Origin of the sequence: Pseudomonas saponiphila, assembly GCF_900105185.1 — a bacterium.
Taxonomy (GTDB): Bacteria; Pseudomonadota; Gammaproteobacteria; order Pseudomonadales; family Pseudomonadaceae; genus Aquipseudomonas; species Aquipseudomonas saponiphila.
In genome coordinates this window covers 1,818,575-1,831,453 of record NZ_FNTJ01000002.1, presented here as the reverse complement: position 1 = coordinate 1,831,453, position 12,879 = coordinate 1,818,575, and the positions used below count along the sequence as shown (strand labels likewise).

Sequence of the window (12,879 nt, the reverse complement as noted above, 5' to 3'; positions counted from 1 at the left end):
CAAGGCCGCCGGAACTATAAAAATTACAACAGTAAGAGTGGAGCACTATGAATAAGGCTACTAAGCAGATTTCCAAACTGTTTGCCGCTATGGTCCTGGCCGGTGTTGCCAGCCATTCGTTCGCAGCTGACACCATCAAGATCGGTATCGCCGGCCCCAAGACCGGCCCGGTAGCCCAGTACGGCGACATGCAGTTCAGTGGCGCCAAAATGGCCATCGAACAGATCAACGCCAAGGGCGGCGTCAACGGCAAGAAGCTCGAAGCCGTTGAATACGATGACGCCTGCGACCCTAAACAAGCCGTGGCGGTGGCCAACAAAGTGGTCAACGATGGCGTCAAGTTCGTGGTCGGCCACCTCTGCTCCAGCTCCACTCAACCCGCTTCCGACATCTACGAAGATGAAGGCGTGGTGATGATCACCCCCGCCGCCACCAGCCCGGACATCACCGCTCGTGGTTACAAGATGGTGTTCCGCACCATCGGCCTGGACAGCGCCCAGGGCCCGGCCGCCGGCAACTACATCGCCGATCACGTGAAGCCCAAGATCGTCGCCGTGCTCCACGACAAGCAGCAGTACGGTGAAGGCATCGCCACCGCCGTGAAGCAGACCCTGGAGAAGAAAAACACCAAAGTGGCCGTGTTCGAAGGCATCAACGCCGGCGACAAGGACTTCTCTTCGCTGATCGCCAAGCTCAAGCAAGCCAACGTCGACTTCGTCTACTACGGCGGCTACCACCCGGAGCTGGGCCTGATCCTGCGTCAAGCCCAGGAAAAGGGCCTGAAGGCCAAGTTCATGGGTCCGGAAGGCGTGGGTAACGACTCCATTTCGCAGATCGCCAAGGACGCTTCCGAAGGCCTGCTGGTAACCCTGCCGAAATCCTTCGACCAGGACCCGGCCAACGTCGCCCTGGCTGACGCGTTCAAGGCCAAGAAAGAAGACCCGAGCGGTCCTTTCGTATTCCCTTCCTACTCCGCCGTTGAAGTGATCGCTGGCGCCATTACCAACGCCAAGAGCGAAGACGCGGGCAAGGTGGCTGAAGCCATCCACGCCGGCACCTTCAAGACCCCCACCGGTGACCTGAGCTTCGATGCCAAGGGCGACTTGAAAGACTTCAAATTCGTGGTCTACGAGTGGCACTTCGGCAAACCTAAAACCGAAGTTTCTCCTCAGTAAGGCGCGGCCTGACTGACTGCCAATAAAGCCCACGGCTCGCCGTGGGCTTTGTTTTACGAATGTATGGGCCTGTATTCCGTGATCCGGAATCCCGCCCACCTGAAAATCTCAAAACCGTCATCAGCGGTTCGCTGGCAAAACCCAGCCCGAAGTGGGTGCAGATCCACGGGGCCTGGGCGGGAAAATGACTCCACCAGTGAAATGCGTATCAGGTTTTTAGGAGCGTTGTAATGCCTGACATCTATCACTTTTTCCAACAGCTGGTTAACGGTCTGACCGTTGGCAGCACGTATGCCCTGATCGCCATCGGCTACACGATGGTCTACGGCATCATTGGAATGATCAACTTCGCCCACGGCGAGGTATACATGATCGGCTCCTACGTGGCGTTCATCGCCATCGCCGGGCTGGCCATGATGGGACTCGACAGTGTCCCGCTGTTGATGACCGCAGCCTTCATCGCGAGCATCGTGGTAACCAGTGCCTACGGCTACAGCATCGAACGGATCGCCTACCGCCCATTGCGTGGCAGTAACCGCCTGATCCCGCTGATCTCGGCCATCGGCATGTCGATCTTCCTGCAGAACACCGTTCTGCTGGCGCAGGACTCCAAGGACAAATCCATTCCCAACCTGATCCCGGGCAACTTCTCCATCGGGCCAGGCGGCGCACATGAAGTGCTGATTTCCTACATGCAGATCGTGGTATTCGTGGTGACCCTCATCGCCATGCTCGGTCTGACGCTGTTCATCTCCCGTTCTCGCCTGGGACGCGCCTGCCGCGCCTGCGCCGAGGACATCAAGATGGCCAACCTCCTGGGGATCAATACCAACAACATCATCGCCCTGACCTTCGTGATCGGCGCCGCACTGGCGGCCATCGCCGCCGTGCTGCTGAGCATGCAATACGGTGTGATCAACCCCAACGCCGGTTTCCTGGTGGGCCTGAAGGCCTTCACCGCAGCGGTCTTGGGCGGCATCGGCAGTATCCCGGGCGCGATGCTCGGCGGGCTGGTGCTGGGGGTGGCCGAAGCCTTTGGCGCCGACGTGTTCGGCGACCAGTACAAGGACGTCGTGGCGTTCGGCCTGTTGGTTCTGGTGCTGTTGTTCCGTCCGACCGGCATTCTGGGCCGTCCGGAGGTTGAGAAAGTATGACTAGGAATCTTAAATCGGCGCTGTTCAGCGCCCTGTTGGTCTGGGCCGTCGCCTACCCGGTGCTGGGCCTGAAACTGACCATCGTCGGCATCAACCTGGAAGTCCACGACACCAGCCCGGCCATTCTCGCCACCATCGCGCTGTGCTCGGTGCTGATGTTCCTGCGGGTGCTGTTCCACAGCCAGATCAGCGCCGCCTGGAAGTCCTCTCCCAGCATGCCGCTGATCCCGGCCAAGGCCAGCAACTTCCTGACCCTGCCCAGCACTCAACGCTGGATCATCCTGGCGTTGATCCTTGGCGCCCTGATCTGGCCGTTCTTCGGCTCCCGGGGCGCGGTGGACATCGCAACGCTGATCCTGATCTACGTGATGCTGGGCCTGGGCCTGAACATCGTCGTCGGTCTGGCCGGCCTGCTGGACCTGGGCTACGTGGGGTTCTACGCCGTGGGTGCCTACAGCTACGCGCTGCTGTCGCACTATTTCGGCCTGAGCTTCTGGATCTGCCTGCCGATTGCCGGCCTGATGTCGGCCACCTTCGGCTTCCTGCTGGGGTTCCCGGTGCTGCGCCTGCGCGGCGATTACCTGGCCATCGTGACCCTGGGCTTTGGCGAGATCATCCGTCTGCTGCTGCGCAACATGACCGATCTCACCGGCGGCCCGAACGGCATCAGCAACATCGAGAAGCCGACGTTCTTCGGCCTGACCTTCGAGCGCAAGGCGGCGGAAGGCCTGCAGACCTTCCACGAGTTCTTCGGCCTGGAATACAACTCGATCAACAAGGTGATCTTCCTCTACCTGGTGGCCCTGCTGCTGGCGCTGGGAGCGCTGTTCGTCATCAACCGCCTGCTGCGCATGCCGATTGGCCGCGCCTGGGAAGCCTTGCGTGAAGACGAGATCGCCTGCCGCGCCCTGGGCCTGAACCCCACCGTGATCAAGCTCTCGGCCTTTACCCTGGGCGCCGCGTTCGCCGGGTTTGCCGGCAGCTTCTTCGCCGCGCGCCAAGGCCTGGTGACCCCGGAATCCTTCACCTTCATCGAGTCGGCGATCATTCTCGCCATCGTCGTGCTGGGTGGCATGGGCTCGCAGTTGGGGGTAATCCTGGCGGCGATCGTGATGATCCTCTTGCCTGAACTGATGCGTGAATTCAGCGAATACCGGATGTTGATGTTCGGCGCCATGATGGTGCTGATGATGATCTGGCGTCCTCAAGGTCTGCTGCCCATGCAACGTCCTCACATGGAGCTGCGCAAATGAGCCGCGAGATCCTCAAAGTAACCGGCCTGTCGATGCGTTTCGGCGGCCTGCTGGCGGTCAATGGCGTGGCCCTGACCGTCAAGGAAAAACAAGTGGTGGCATTGATCGGCCCGAACGGCGCCGGCAAGACCACGGTGTTCAACTGCCTGACCGGTTTCTACCAGCCCAGCGCCGGCAGCATCCTTCTGGACGGCGAGCCGATCGAGGGCCTGCCGGGCCACAAGATCGCCCGCAAGGGCGTGGTGCGGACCTTCCAGAACGTGCGCCTGTTCAAGGACATGACCGCGGTCGAGAACCTGCTGATCGCCCAGCACCGGCACCTGAACACCAACTTCCTGGCTGGTCTGTTCAAGACCCCGGCGTTCCGCAAGAGCGAGCGCGAGGCCATGGAATACGCCGGCTACTGGCTGGACAAGGTCAACCTGCGGGAGTTCGCCAACCGCCCCGCCGGGACCCTGGCCTACGGTCAGCAACGGCGCCTGGAAATCGCCCGCTGCATGATGACCCGTCCGCGGATCCTCATGCTCGACGAACCGGCCGCCGGCCTCAACCCCAAGGAAACCGAGGACCTCAAGGCGCTGATCAGCGTGCTGCGTGAGGAGCACAACGTCACCGTGCTGCTGATCGAGCACGACATGAAGCTGGTCATGAGCATTTCCGACCATATCGTCGTGATCAACCAGGGCACGCCCCTGGCCGACGGTACGCCGGAACAGATCCGCGACAATCCCGAAGTGATCAAAGCCTACCTGGGGGAAGCGTAAATGCTGCAGTTCGAAAACGTTTCCACCTTCTACGGCAAGATCCAGGCGTTGCACAGCGTCAACGTCGAGATCCGCCAGGGCGAAATCGTCACCCTGATCGGCGCCAACGGTGCTGGCAAGTCCACCCTGCTGATGACCCTCTGCGGCTCGCCGCAGGCCCACAGCGGCAGCATCCGTTACCTGGGTGAAGAGCTGGTGGGGCAAAGCTCGGCGCAGATCATGCGCAAGAGCATTGCCGTGGTTCCCGAAGGCCGCCGGGTATTCGCCCGCCTGACCGTGGAGGAAAACCTCGCCATGGGCGGCTTCTTCACCGACAAGGGCGACTACCAGGAACAGATGGACAAGGTCCTGGCGCTGTTCCCACGGCTCAAGGAGCGCTTCACCCAGCGCGGCGGCACCATGTCCGGCGGCGAGCAGCAGATGCTCGCCATAGGCCGGGCGCTGATGAGCAAACCCAAGCTGTTGCTGCTGGACGAGCCATCCCTGGGCCTGGCGCCGATCATCATCCAGCAGATCTTCGACATCATCGAACAGTTGCGCCGCGACGGTGTGACGGTGTTCCTGGTGGAGCAGAACGCCAACCAGGCGTTGAAGATCGCCGACCGCGCCTACGTGCTGGAAAACGGCCGGGTGGTGATGCAAGGCACCGGCGAGGCGCTGCTGACCGATCCGAAGGTACGCGAAGCGTATCTGGGCGGCTAAGCACGCACCGCAATGAAAACGGCCCTTCGGGGCCGTTTTTTCATTCCGGAATAAAAAACTCCGCTCCGGGCTGTAACAAATCCCCAGGTGCCTTCTCTAGAGGGATAAGCAAGCAAACACGCTTTCTTGAACCCACCCCGATCCGGAGAAACACCATGAGCACCACTCGCACTCTGTCCGCCACCGCCCTGGTCCTGGCCCTGGGCTCCGCCCTGAGCATCGCCGCGGTGTCCACCACTGCCCATGCCGCCGACGACATGGAGAAGTGCTTCGGCGTGGCCATGAAGGGCAAGAACGATTGCGCCGCGGGCGCCGGCACCACCTGCGCCGGGACTTCCAAGGTCAACGATCAGGCCAATGCCTGGAAACTGGTGCCCAAGGGCACTTGCGAAAAAACCGCCAGCAGCACCTCGCCCACCGGTTTCGGCCAGCTCGAAGCCTTCAAAGCCAAGTCCTGATCCGGTATTAGCCTGAGTGTCGATGATGAACAGCGCCCTGAACCACAACCCCCGCCACGACATTCAGGCGTGCTGCGGATTTCGGTGAACGTGACCGAGCGTTTCGCTAATACGTGACCGGTGCTTCCACCCCGGTTGCGCGGGTTCTGGATTGTAATCGCATCGGTCACGATGCGGCTTGTTCCTCGGCTTTTTTTCGGCGCAGCGACTCGCCTTTCATCGTCAGTCGGTAGGCGTTGTGCACCAGGCGGTCGAGGATGGCATCGGCCAGGGTCGGGTCGTTGATCCAGCCGTGCCAGTGCTCGATGGGCAGTTGGCTCGTCAGGATGGTGGAGCGGCTGCCAGCGCGGTCGTCGATCACCTCCAGCAGGTCATGCCGGGCTCCTTCCTCCAGCGGGGCTAGCGCCCAGTCGTCCAGCACCAGGACGTCGACCTTTGCCAGCTGTTGCAGGGTACGGCCGAAGCTGCCGTCGCCATGAGCGATGCGCAGTTGTTCCAGCAGGCGCGGGGTGCGCAGGTACAGGGTGCTATAGCCCTGGCGGCAGGCCTGGTTGCCCAGGGCGCAGGCCAGCCAGGTTTTGCCGGCACCGGTCGGGCCGGTCAGCAGCAGGTTGTGCTGCTGGCGGATCCAGTCGCCACTGGCCAGGGTGGCGATCAGACGCTCGTCCAGGGCGCGTCCGGTGCGGCGGTCGAGATCTTCCAGGCAGGCGTTGGCGTACTTGAGCTTGGCCTTCTTGCGCAGCCGTACCAGGCGCTGGTTGTCACGCCAGGCCAGTTCGCGGTCGAGCAGTAGGCCGAGGCGTTCATCGAAGCTCAGGCTGTGGCTGGCCGGCAGCGTCCATTGCTCTTCCAGGGCGCGGGCCATGCCGTCCAGGCGTAGCTGGTGCAGTTGATTCAGGGTGTGTTGCGGCATCATCGAACAGCTCCTGTTGCGGGGGTTGGTAGTAGTCGGCGCCACGGACGTTCTCGTGGTCGCCGGGTAAGGTCGTTTCGGCGGCACGCTGGGGCAGCGGCTGTTGATCCAGGCCTTGCTGGAGCAGGTTGCGCACGCTGCGCCCGGTGAAGGCGCGCAGGTGTACGGCACGTTCGGCAGCGGCTTCCAGGCGTGCATTGCCATAGCGCCGGGCCAGCGAGAGCAGGCCGAGGCAGGCGCGGTAGCCCATCTCCGGGTGCGGCTTGTGGGTCAGTTGGTGATCGATCAGTTGGCGCGTGTAGGGGCCGATCCGCGCGCCCCAGTCGAGCAGGCGTTGTGGCGTCCATTCGCGATGCGCCTGGTGCGCCGCGGGCATGTGCTCGCGCTGGGTACTGTAAGCGCCGCGTCGCCCCAGCAGCAGGTGGCTGGCCACCCGCCGGTTGCCATGCAGCACTTCCAGGGTGTGTGCCGTCAGTCGCACGTCCACGTTCTGCCGGGCCAGGGCGGAGGGCACGCTGTAGAAGCTGCCATTGACCTCGATGTGGTAGTCGATGCTGACCTTGCAGCGCTTGAAGGTGGCGACCTCGTAGGGATGCACCGGCAGCGCTCGCAAGGCCGGGCGATCCAGGCGCTCGAACCAGTCGCGCCGGCAGCCATCGAGCCGCTTGAACGGGCGCCGATTCAGATCCTCCAGCAGCTCGGCGATGGCCTGGTTAAGCGCATGCAGGCTGAAGAACTGCCGATGGCGCAGCCGCGCCATGATCCAGCGCTCGACCACCTGCACCGCCACCTCGGCCTTGGCCTTGTCCTGAGGCTTGCGTGGCCGTGCCGGCAGGATCACCGTCTGGTAATGACGCGCGCACTCCAGCGTGGCCCGGTTCAGGCCCGGCTCGTAGCGATCCGGCTGGGCGACCAGGGCGCGCGGATTGTCCGGCACAACCATTTCCGGCACGCCGCCAAAGTAGGTCAGAGCCTGGCCCAGCGAGGTCAGCCAGTCCACCTGGGTTTCGCCTGGCGTCGCGCAGGCATAGGTGTAATTCGAGGCGCCCAGGGCGGCGACGAAGATGTGCGCCCGGCGCACTTCGCCGGTGGCCGGGTCGACCACCGGCAGCGTCGGCCCGGCATAGTCGATGAATAGCTTCTCGCCCGCACGGTGCAGCTGACGCATCGAACGTTTGAGCGTCTGGGCGTAGCGCCGGTAGTGCTCGACGAACTGGGTGTAGCGGTAGGTCGGCTGGCCCGCATGCGCGGCGAGATATTCCTCCCACAGCAGCTGCAAGGTCACGCCCTTGCGTCGCAACTCGCGGTGGATGCTCAGCACATCGGGCAGCACTCGCTCACCGCGCGGCTTGTTCGTCGACGTCGGTGCAAACAAGGCGGCCGCCAGCGCGGCCTCGTCCATGGCCACCAGCGCCGGCCAGTCCAGCCCGGCCACCCGCGCCGCCGCGATGTACTTGCTAACCACGCCCTTGGACAGCTGCAAGGCACGGGCAATCTTCTCGTGGGACAAGCCGGCCTCAAACTTGAGGCGCAGACATTCTTTGATGTTTCGCATGGCTACTCGCGGCGCCGCCATCTTCCTCTCCCGAAATCGGTCGAGGATGGCGGCGCATCAGGTCATGCGCAACGAAGGGGAAGGCTTTCGCTAAGTCGTGACCGGCGATTTCGGTAAGCCGTGACCACCTGTTTCGGAACAGGCGGAAAATCGGTCACGTTGCTACCGAAATGAGCGGTCACGCGTTAGCGAAATGACCGGTCACGATCAACCGAAACGGCCGGTCACGGTGCTCCGAAATCCGCAGGCGTGCGTCCCGAGCCTGCCGTCCCGCGCAGGCCTGGGGCTCAAGAGCGAACACTTCAAGGAGGTTCTCGAACAGCGGCCCGAGCTGGGCTTTTTCGAGGTGCACGCCGAAAACTACATGGTGGCCGGCGGCCCCTTCCATCATTACCTGGGGCTGATTCGCCAGGATTATCCGCTGTCGCTGCACGGCGTCGGCCTGTCCATCGGTGGCGAAGGCCCCCTGGACAGCGAGCACCTGCGGCGCCTGGCGGTGTTGATCGAGCGCTATCAACCCCAGTCCTTTTCCGAACACCTGGCCTGGTCCAGCCACGGCCCGGTGTTTCTCAACGACCTGCTGCCCCTGGCCTACGACGTGCCGACCCTGCAACGGGTCTGCGAACACATCGATCAACTGCAGAATCACCTGGGGCGCACCATGCTGCTGGAAAACCCCGCCACCTACCTGCAGTTCCAACGCTCGACCCTGGACGAGACGGACTTCATCCGCGAAGTGATCCAGCGCAGCGGCTGCGGCCTGCTGCTGGACGTCAACAACCTCTACGTCTCCTGCATCAACCACCAGCGCGATCCCCTGGCTTATATGCAGGCGCTGCCGCTGCACGCGGTGGGCGAGATTCATCTGGCCGGGTTCGCCGAGGACCGGGACAGCCTCGGCGACCGCCTGTTGATCGATGACCACGGCGCCCCGGTGGACCGGGAAGTCTGGGCCCTGTACCAGCAGGTGCTGGAGCGGATCGGCCCCATGGCCACCCTGATCGAACGGGACAATCAGGTGCCGAGCCTGACCACCCTGCTGGAGGAGGCCGCACAGGCACAGGCGCTGTTGCACCAGGCGCGGGCGCAGCCATGAGCAACCACGCCTGTTTTGCCCAGGCGCTGCTGAGCGCCGACTCCACCTGCCCGGCGGGGCTTTGCAGCAGCAACGGCGCCGATCCGGCCAGCCGCTTCGCGGTCTATCGCAACAACGTGCAAGGCTCGCTGATCAATGCCCTCACCGAGGCCTACCCGGTGGTGGCGCAACTGGTGGGGCAGGCATTCTTCAATGCCATGGCCGGCCTGTACGTGCAGGATTTCCCCCCACACAGCCCGTTGCTCAACGACTACGGCCAGGACCTGGCGGACTTCATCCAGGGCTTCGCTCCGGCGGCGGCCCTGCCTTATCTGGCCGATATGGCGCGCCTGGAACGGCTGCGGGTCGAGGCTTATCACGCCGCCGACGCCGAGCCCCTGCCACCGGCCCGGTTGCTGGCGGCAATGAACCAGCCCGATCGCCTCGGCCAGCTGTGCCTGCGGCTGCATCCATCACTGCGCACCCTGCACTCGGCCTTCGCCGTCGTCAGCCTGTGGGCCGCTCACCAGAGCGATGCCGCCTGGCCGACGTTCGACCTGCACCAGGGCCAGCACGCCCTGGTGCTGCGCAACGCTCTGGAGGTCGAGGTGATTGCCGTGGACCTCGGCGCCATGACCTTCATCGACGCTCTGCGCAATCACTGGCCGCTGGAAGTCGCGGCGGCCTATGCCCTGGATGCCCAGGCCGACTTCGACCTGGGCCAGTGCCTGGGCCTGCTGCTGGCCCACGGCGCCCTTATCGATCTGCAACCTCACCAGAAGGCGTGACCATGAACACCCAGACACCTGCCCCCGCTAGCGGACTGCTGCACCGGATCATTCAAGGGTTCGAGCGCATTCCCTACAGCCTGATCGCCTTTATCGCGCGGTTTTCCATCGCCGCGGTGTTCTGGAAATCCGGCCAGACCAAGATCGAAGGACTGGCCATCGACCTGTTCTCCGGGACCTTCGAACTGGGCTGGCCGCGCCTGGCCGACTCCACCATTCCCCTGTTCCAGAGCGAATACCACGTGCCCTTGCTGAGCCCGGAAGTGGCGGCGCACCTGGCGGCCTTCGCCGAGCACTTTTTCCCGGTGCTGATCCTGCTGGGACTGGCCACGCGTTTCTCCGCCCTGGCACTGCTGGGGATGACCCTGACCATCCAGCTCTTCGTCTACCCCGATGCCTACCCGACCCACGGCACCTGGGCGGCGATCCTTCTGCTGCTGATGGCCAAGGGCCCTGGAGTGTTGTCCCTCGACCACCTGCTGGCCCGGCACTTCCAGCGCGGCACGCTGTAGCCGCAGGAGCTTCAAGCGCTTCAAACCGGCGGCTGGCGGTGGCATCCCGCCCCAGGAACATGAGGCTACAAGCGATCCAGGGCCTCGCCACTGCGGCGGAACCAGTCCATCAGGTAATCGGCCAGCACCTGGGTACGCCTGGGCAGGCCGCCCTGATAGGGGTGCACCAGATACATCGGCATGCTGCGGGTCTGGTAGTCCCGCAACAGCCAGCGCAAGCGGCCATCGGCCAACTCGCTGTGCAGCACGTAGGACGGCAGCCGGGCGATTCCCGCCCCTACCAGGGCGGCCTTCTTCAGCAGGTTGTAGTGATTACTGGCAAAGGGCCCGGAAACCCGCACCCGCAGCAGCTCGTGACGCTGGTGATAGAGCCACTCTTCCCGCCCGCTGTAGTGGCTGTTGAGCAGGCAGCGATGCTCGGCCAGCTGCGCGGGGGTCTGCGGCTCACCGTATTGCTCCAGATAGGCCGGACTGGCGCAGGTCATTTCATGCCAGGCCAGCAATGACCGGGCTACCAGGCGCTGGTCGCTGGCCACCTCGGAACGCACGGCCAGGTCAAAACCGTCCCGGGTCAGGTCGCGGTAGCTGTTGTTCAGGTCCAGCTCGATCTGCACCTGGGGATAGTGCCGGGAGAACTCCAGCAGCAGGCCGTCGAAAAAGGTTTCGCCCAGGGACACCGGTACGGTCAGGCGCACCGGCCCGGCCATCTCGTCCTTGAGCCGCGCCAGGGCCTGATGCGCCCGTTCGACCTGGGCCACCAGCGCCTGGGCCTGGGGCAGCAACGCCGCGCCGGCGGCGGTCAGGTCCAGGCGCCGGGTGGTGCGTTGCAACAGCACCACCGCGTAGCGCGCCTCCAGGGCGCTGAGGCGCTTGGACAACTGGCCCTTGCTGCACCCCAGGCGTTGGGCCGCCAGGGTAAAGCTGCCCGCCTCTACCAGCACGGCAAACGCCGCCAGATCATCCATCTCGCTCATGGACTGTTTCCATTTGAAAACCAAAGGTTGCCTATTAGCGCGTTAATCCACGAAAAAAACCACTCTAGACTGCAAGTCTCTTCCCCCCTTTCGAGGAACAAACCATGAAGATTCTCTTGATCGGTGCCAACGGCACTATTGGTTCGGCGGTCGCACGCGAGCTGGAGCAACGTCACCAAGTGGTACGCATCGGCCGCACCAGCGGCGAGTTCCAGGTGGATATCAGCGACAGCCAATCGATCCGCGCCCTGTTCGAGAAAACCGGGCGCTTCGATGCGCTGGTCTGCGCCGCCGGCAACGTCACCTTCGCGCCCCTGGCGGAGATGACCGCTGAGCACTTCGAGCTGGGCCTCAGGGACAAGCTGATGGGCCAGGTCAACCTGCTGCTGATCGGCCGCGAGTACGCCAACGACGGCGCGTCCTTCACCTTCACCACTGGCATCTTGAGCCACGACCCGATCCGCAGCGGCGCTTCGGCGGCCCTGGTCAACGGCGCCCTCGACAGCTTCGTGCGCGCCGCCGCCATCGAACTGCCCCGTGGCCTGCGGATCAACTCGATCAGCCCCAACGTGCTGCTGGAAGCCATGGACAGCTACGCCCCGTACTTCCGCGGCTTCAAGCCGGTGCCGGCGGCTGACGTGGCCCTGGCTTACGCCAAGAGCGTGGAAGGCCTGCAGACCGGCCAGACCTACCGCGTCGGCTAAGCCGGCTTGTGTAGGAGCTGGCGCTGCTGCGGGCAATCCGGGGTTGTGGTGACCGGGCGGGCTGCGTAACGTGTCGGCTCCCGCTTGGAGGCCCGATGATGCGCACTGCCCGTTCACTGCTTTGTTTCGCCCTGCTACCGCTGTTTGCCGGCTGCCAGATGCTGCCGATGTTCAACCCTCAGCCCCAGGTGCCGTCCATGGCCGGGCTGACCCGGATGCAGGGTGAACTCAGCGCAGCGGACGGCAAGTTGCTGTTCAAGCCCTGCACTGAGGATCGCCGTTATACGGTCAGTGACGGCGGCGGCACCAGCGTGCTGCAAGAGGCCGCCACCCTGGCGGAGAAACAGGGCAAGCTGTTCGTCGACCTGCGAGGCAAGTTCTCTGCCAGTGGCAGCAGCGACGGCCAACTGGACCTGCGCCAGCTGTACCGCGTCGAGCGCTCCGCCGGTGCCTGCGGCGACCCGAACTTCCAGCGCCTGATCCTGCGGGCCGGCAGCAAGAACCCGGCCTGGAACGTCGACGTCAGCGCCAAGGGCATGATGATCGAACGCGCCGGCCAGCCGACCCTGGCCCTGCCCTATCTGGAAGAACAGCTGGGAGACGGCCGTTTCAACCTCACCAGCGAAGCCAATCACCAGCGCGTGGAGCTCTGGGTAGCGCCGCAGCGTTGCGTCGACCCGGTGACCGGCAGCGTCCAGCACCTCAGTGCCGAACTGCGGGTCGACGGTCAGGTGCAGCGCGGTTGCGGCTATTTCGGCGGCTCACGCAACGACTGATTCGACGAGCAGCGGTTTTAGCCTCACGGCGAGGGAGGATTGCGGCTTATAATCGCCGGTTTGTGCAAAGCAAGCC

The 12,879-nt window shown here is 63.9% G+C and carries 14 protein-coding genes; 11 read left to right on the top strand and 3 right to left on the bottom strand.

Going from position 1 to position 12,879, the window contains the following annotated elements; genetic code table 11:
* Positions 1-47 precede the first annotated feature (47 nt).
* The 6 genes from BLV47_RS30265 to BLV47_RS30240 all read left to right on the top strand — a co-directional run bounded on the left by BLV47_RS30265 (position 48) and on the right by BLV47_RS30240 (position 5,506).
* Entirely contained in the window at positions 48-1,175 is a 1,128-nt protein-coding gene (locus tag BLV47_RS30265; protein WP_092320222.1) for a branched-chain amino acid ABC transporter substrate-binding protein, read from the top strand.
* 230 nt (positions 1,176-1,405) lie between these two features.
* Complete coding sequence (gene livH / locus BLV47_RS30260) at positions 1,406-2,329, top strand: high-affinity branched-chain amino acid ABC transporter permease LivH (RefSeq protein ID WP_011059641.1); 924 nt, start codon at positions 1,406-1,408, stop codon at positions 2,327-2,329.
* Positions 2,326-3,582, top strand: coding sequence for a high-affinity branched-chain amino acid ABC transporter permease LivM (locus tag BLV47_RS30255; RefSeq protein ID WP_092320221.1), 1,257 nt, complete (start codon positions 2,326-2,328; stop codon positions 3,580-3,582). Before livH ends, BLV47_RS30255 begins: the two co-directional genes overlap by 4 nt.
* Positions 3,579-4,346 carry a high-affinity branched-chain amino acid ABC transporter ATP-binding protein LivG gene (gene livG, locus BLV47_RS30250; RefSeq protein ID WP_060837861.1) on the top strand — a complete coding sequence of 256 codons (768 nt, stop codon included), beginning with the start codon at positions 3,579-3,581 and terminating at the stop codon, positions 4,344-4,346. The genes BLV47_RS30255 and livG overlap by 4 nt, the downstream gene beginning before the upstream one ends.
* Positions 4,347-5,048, top strand: coding sequence for an ABC transporter ATP-binding protein (locus BLV47_RS30245; RefSeq protein ID WP_092320220.1), 702 nt, complete (start codon positions 4,347-4,349; stop codon positions 5,046-5,048).
* A gap of 155 nt (positions 5,049-5,203) precedes the next feature.
* Positions 5,204-5,506 (top strand): BufA1 family periplasmic bufferin-type metallophore, encoded by a 303-nt coding sequence (locus BLV47_RS30240; protein ID WP_016967590.1) that lies wholly within the window; start codon positions 5,204-5,206, stop codon positions 5,504-5,506.
* A 166-nt stretch (positions 5,507-5,672) separates the two neighbouring features.
* Here BLV47_RS30240 and istB read toward each other — a convergent pair whose 3' ends face one another.
* Entirely contained in the window at positions 5,673-6,422 is a 750-nt protein-coding gene (gene istB / locus BLV47_RS30235) for an IS21-like element IS1474 family helper ATPase IstB (RefSeq protein WP_062838242.1), read from the bottom strand.
* Positions 6,310-7,995 carry an IS21 family transposase gene (gene istA, locus BLV47_RS30230; protein ID WP_062838241.1) on the bottom strand — a complete coding sequence of 562 codons (1,686 nt, stop codon included), beginning with the start codon at positions 7,993-7,995 and terminating at the stop codon, positions 6,310-6,312. The genes istB and istA overlap by 113 nt, the downstream gene beginning before the upstream one ends.
* Positions 7,996-8,167: 172 nt before the next feature.
* On the opposite strand from istA, the gene bufB reads away from it, so the two are divergent.
* Genes bufB through BLV47_RS30215 form a run of 3 tightly spaced genes read left to right on the top strand, consistent with a single transcriptional unit; the run spans position 8,168 to position 10,349 of the window.
* The gene (gene bufB, locus BLV47_RS30225) at positions 8,168-9,070 is read left to right on the top strand and encodes an MNIO family bufferin maturase (RefSeq protein ID WP_092320219.1); all 903 of its coding nucleotides are present in this window, start codon (positions 8,168-8,170) and stop codon (positions 9,068-9,070) included.
* The gene (locus tag BLV47_RS30220) at positions 9,067-9,837 is read left to right on the top strand and encodes an HvfC/BufC N-terminal domain-containing protein (protein WP_092320218.1); all 771 of its coding nucleotides are present in this window, start codon (positions 9,067-9,069) and stop codon (positions 9,835-9,837) included. Before bufB ends, BLV47_RS30220 begins: the two co-directional genes overlap by 4 nt.
* A gap of 2 nt (positions 9,838-9,839) precedes the next feature.
* The gene (locus tag BLV47_RS30215; RefSeq protein WP_092320217.1) at positions 9,840-10,349 is read left to right on the top strand and encodes a DoxX family protein; all 510 of its coding nucleotides are present in this window, start codon (positions 9,840-9,842) and stop codon (positions 10,347-10,349) included.
* A 65-nt stretch (positions 10,350-10,414) separates the two neighbouring features.
* On the opposite strand, the gene BLV47_RS30210 is transcribed toward BLV47_RS30215, so the two are convergent.
* On the bottom strand, positions 10,415-11,323 hold the full coding sequence (locus BLV47_RS30210; RefSeq protein WP_092320216.1) for a LysR family transcriptional regulator: 909 nt from the start codon (positions 11,321-11,323) through the stop codon (positions 10,415-10,417).
* A gap of 104 nt (positions 11,324-11,427) precedes the next feature.
* Between BLV47_RS30210 and BLV47_RS30205 the strand changes: the two genes are divergently transcribed.
* Together BLV47_RS30205 and BLV47_RS30200 are read left to right on the top strand one after the other, a co-directional pair.
* A complete protein-coding gene (locus BLV47_RS30205) occupies positions 11,428-12,027 on the top strand; it encodes a short chain dehydrogenase (protein WP_092320215.1) in 600 nt (199 codons plus the stop codon).
* Positions 12,028-12,125: 98 nt separating this feature from the next.
* Positions 12,126-12,803 carry a COG3650 family protein gene (locus BLV47_RS30200; RefSeq protein WP_167365734.1) on the top strand — a complete coding sequence of 226 codons (678 nt, stop codon included), beginning with the start codon at positions 12,126-12,128 and terminating at the stop codon, positions 12,801-12,803.
* The last annotated feature ends 76 nt before the right edge of the window (positions 12,804-12,879 follow it).

Excerpts from the sequence above, each read along its gene's own strand:
- BLV47_RS30265 (WP_092320222.1), top strand. The coding sequence starts at position 48 with ATGAATAAGGCTACTAAGCAGATTTCCAAACTGTTTGCCGCTATGGTC.
- livH (WP_011059641.1), top strand. The coding sequence starts at position 1,406 with ATGCCTGACATCTATCACTTTTTCCAACAGCTGGTTAACGGTCTGACC.
- BLV47_RS30255 (WP_092320221.1), top strand. The coding sequence starts at position 2,326 with ATGACTAGGAATCTTAAATCGGCGCTGTTCAGCGCCCTGTTGGTCTGG.
- livG (WP_060837861.1), top strand. The coding sequence starts at position 3,579 with ATGAGCCGCGAGATCCTCAAAGTAACCGGCCTGTCGATGCGTTTCGGC.
- BLV47_RS30245 (WP_092320220.1), top strand. The coding sequence starts at position 4,347 with ATGCTGCAGTTCGAAAACGTTTCCACCTTCTACGGCAAGATCCAGGCG.
- BLV47_RS30240 (WP_016967590.1), top strand. The coding sequence starts at position 5,204 with ATGAGCACCACTCGCACTCTGTCCGCCACCGCCCTGGTCCTGGCCCTG.
- istB (WP_062838242.1), bottom strand. The coding sequence starts at position 6,422 with ATGATGCCGCAACACACCCTGAATCAACTGCACCAGCTACGCCTGGAC.
- istA (WP_062838241.1), bottom strand. The coding sequence starts at position 7,995 with ATGGCGGCGCCGCGAGTAGCCATGCGAAACATCAAAGAATGTCTGCGC.
- bufB (WP_092320219.1), top strand. The coding sequence starts at position 8,168 with ATGACCGGTCACGATCAACCGAAACGGCCGGTCACGGTGCTCCGAAAT.
- BLV47_RS30220 (WP_092320218.1), top strand. The coding sequence starts at position 9,067 with ATGAGCAACCACGCCTGTTTTGCCCAGGCGCTGCTGAGCGCCGACTCC.
- BLV47_RS30215 (WP_092320217.1), top strand. The coding sequence starts at position 9,840 with ATGAACACCCAGACACCTGCCCCCGCTAGCGGACTGCTGCACCGGATC.
- BLV47_RS30210 (WP_092320216.1), bottom strand. The coding sequence starts at position 11,323 with ATGAGCGAGATGGATGATCTGGCGGCGTTTGCCGTGCTGGTAGAGGCG.
- BLV47_RS30205 (WP_092320215.1), top strand. The coding sequence starts at position 11,428 with ATGAAGATTCTCTTGATCGGTGCCAACGGCACTATTGGTTCGGCGGTC.
- BLV47_RS30200 (WP_167365734.1), top strand. The coding sequence starts at position 12,126 with ATGCGCACTGCCCGTTCACTGCTTTGTTTCGCCCTGCTACCGCTGTTT.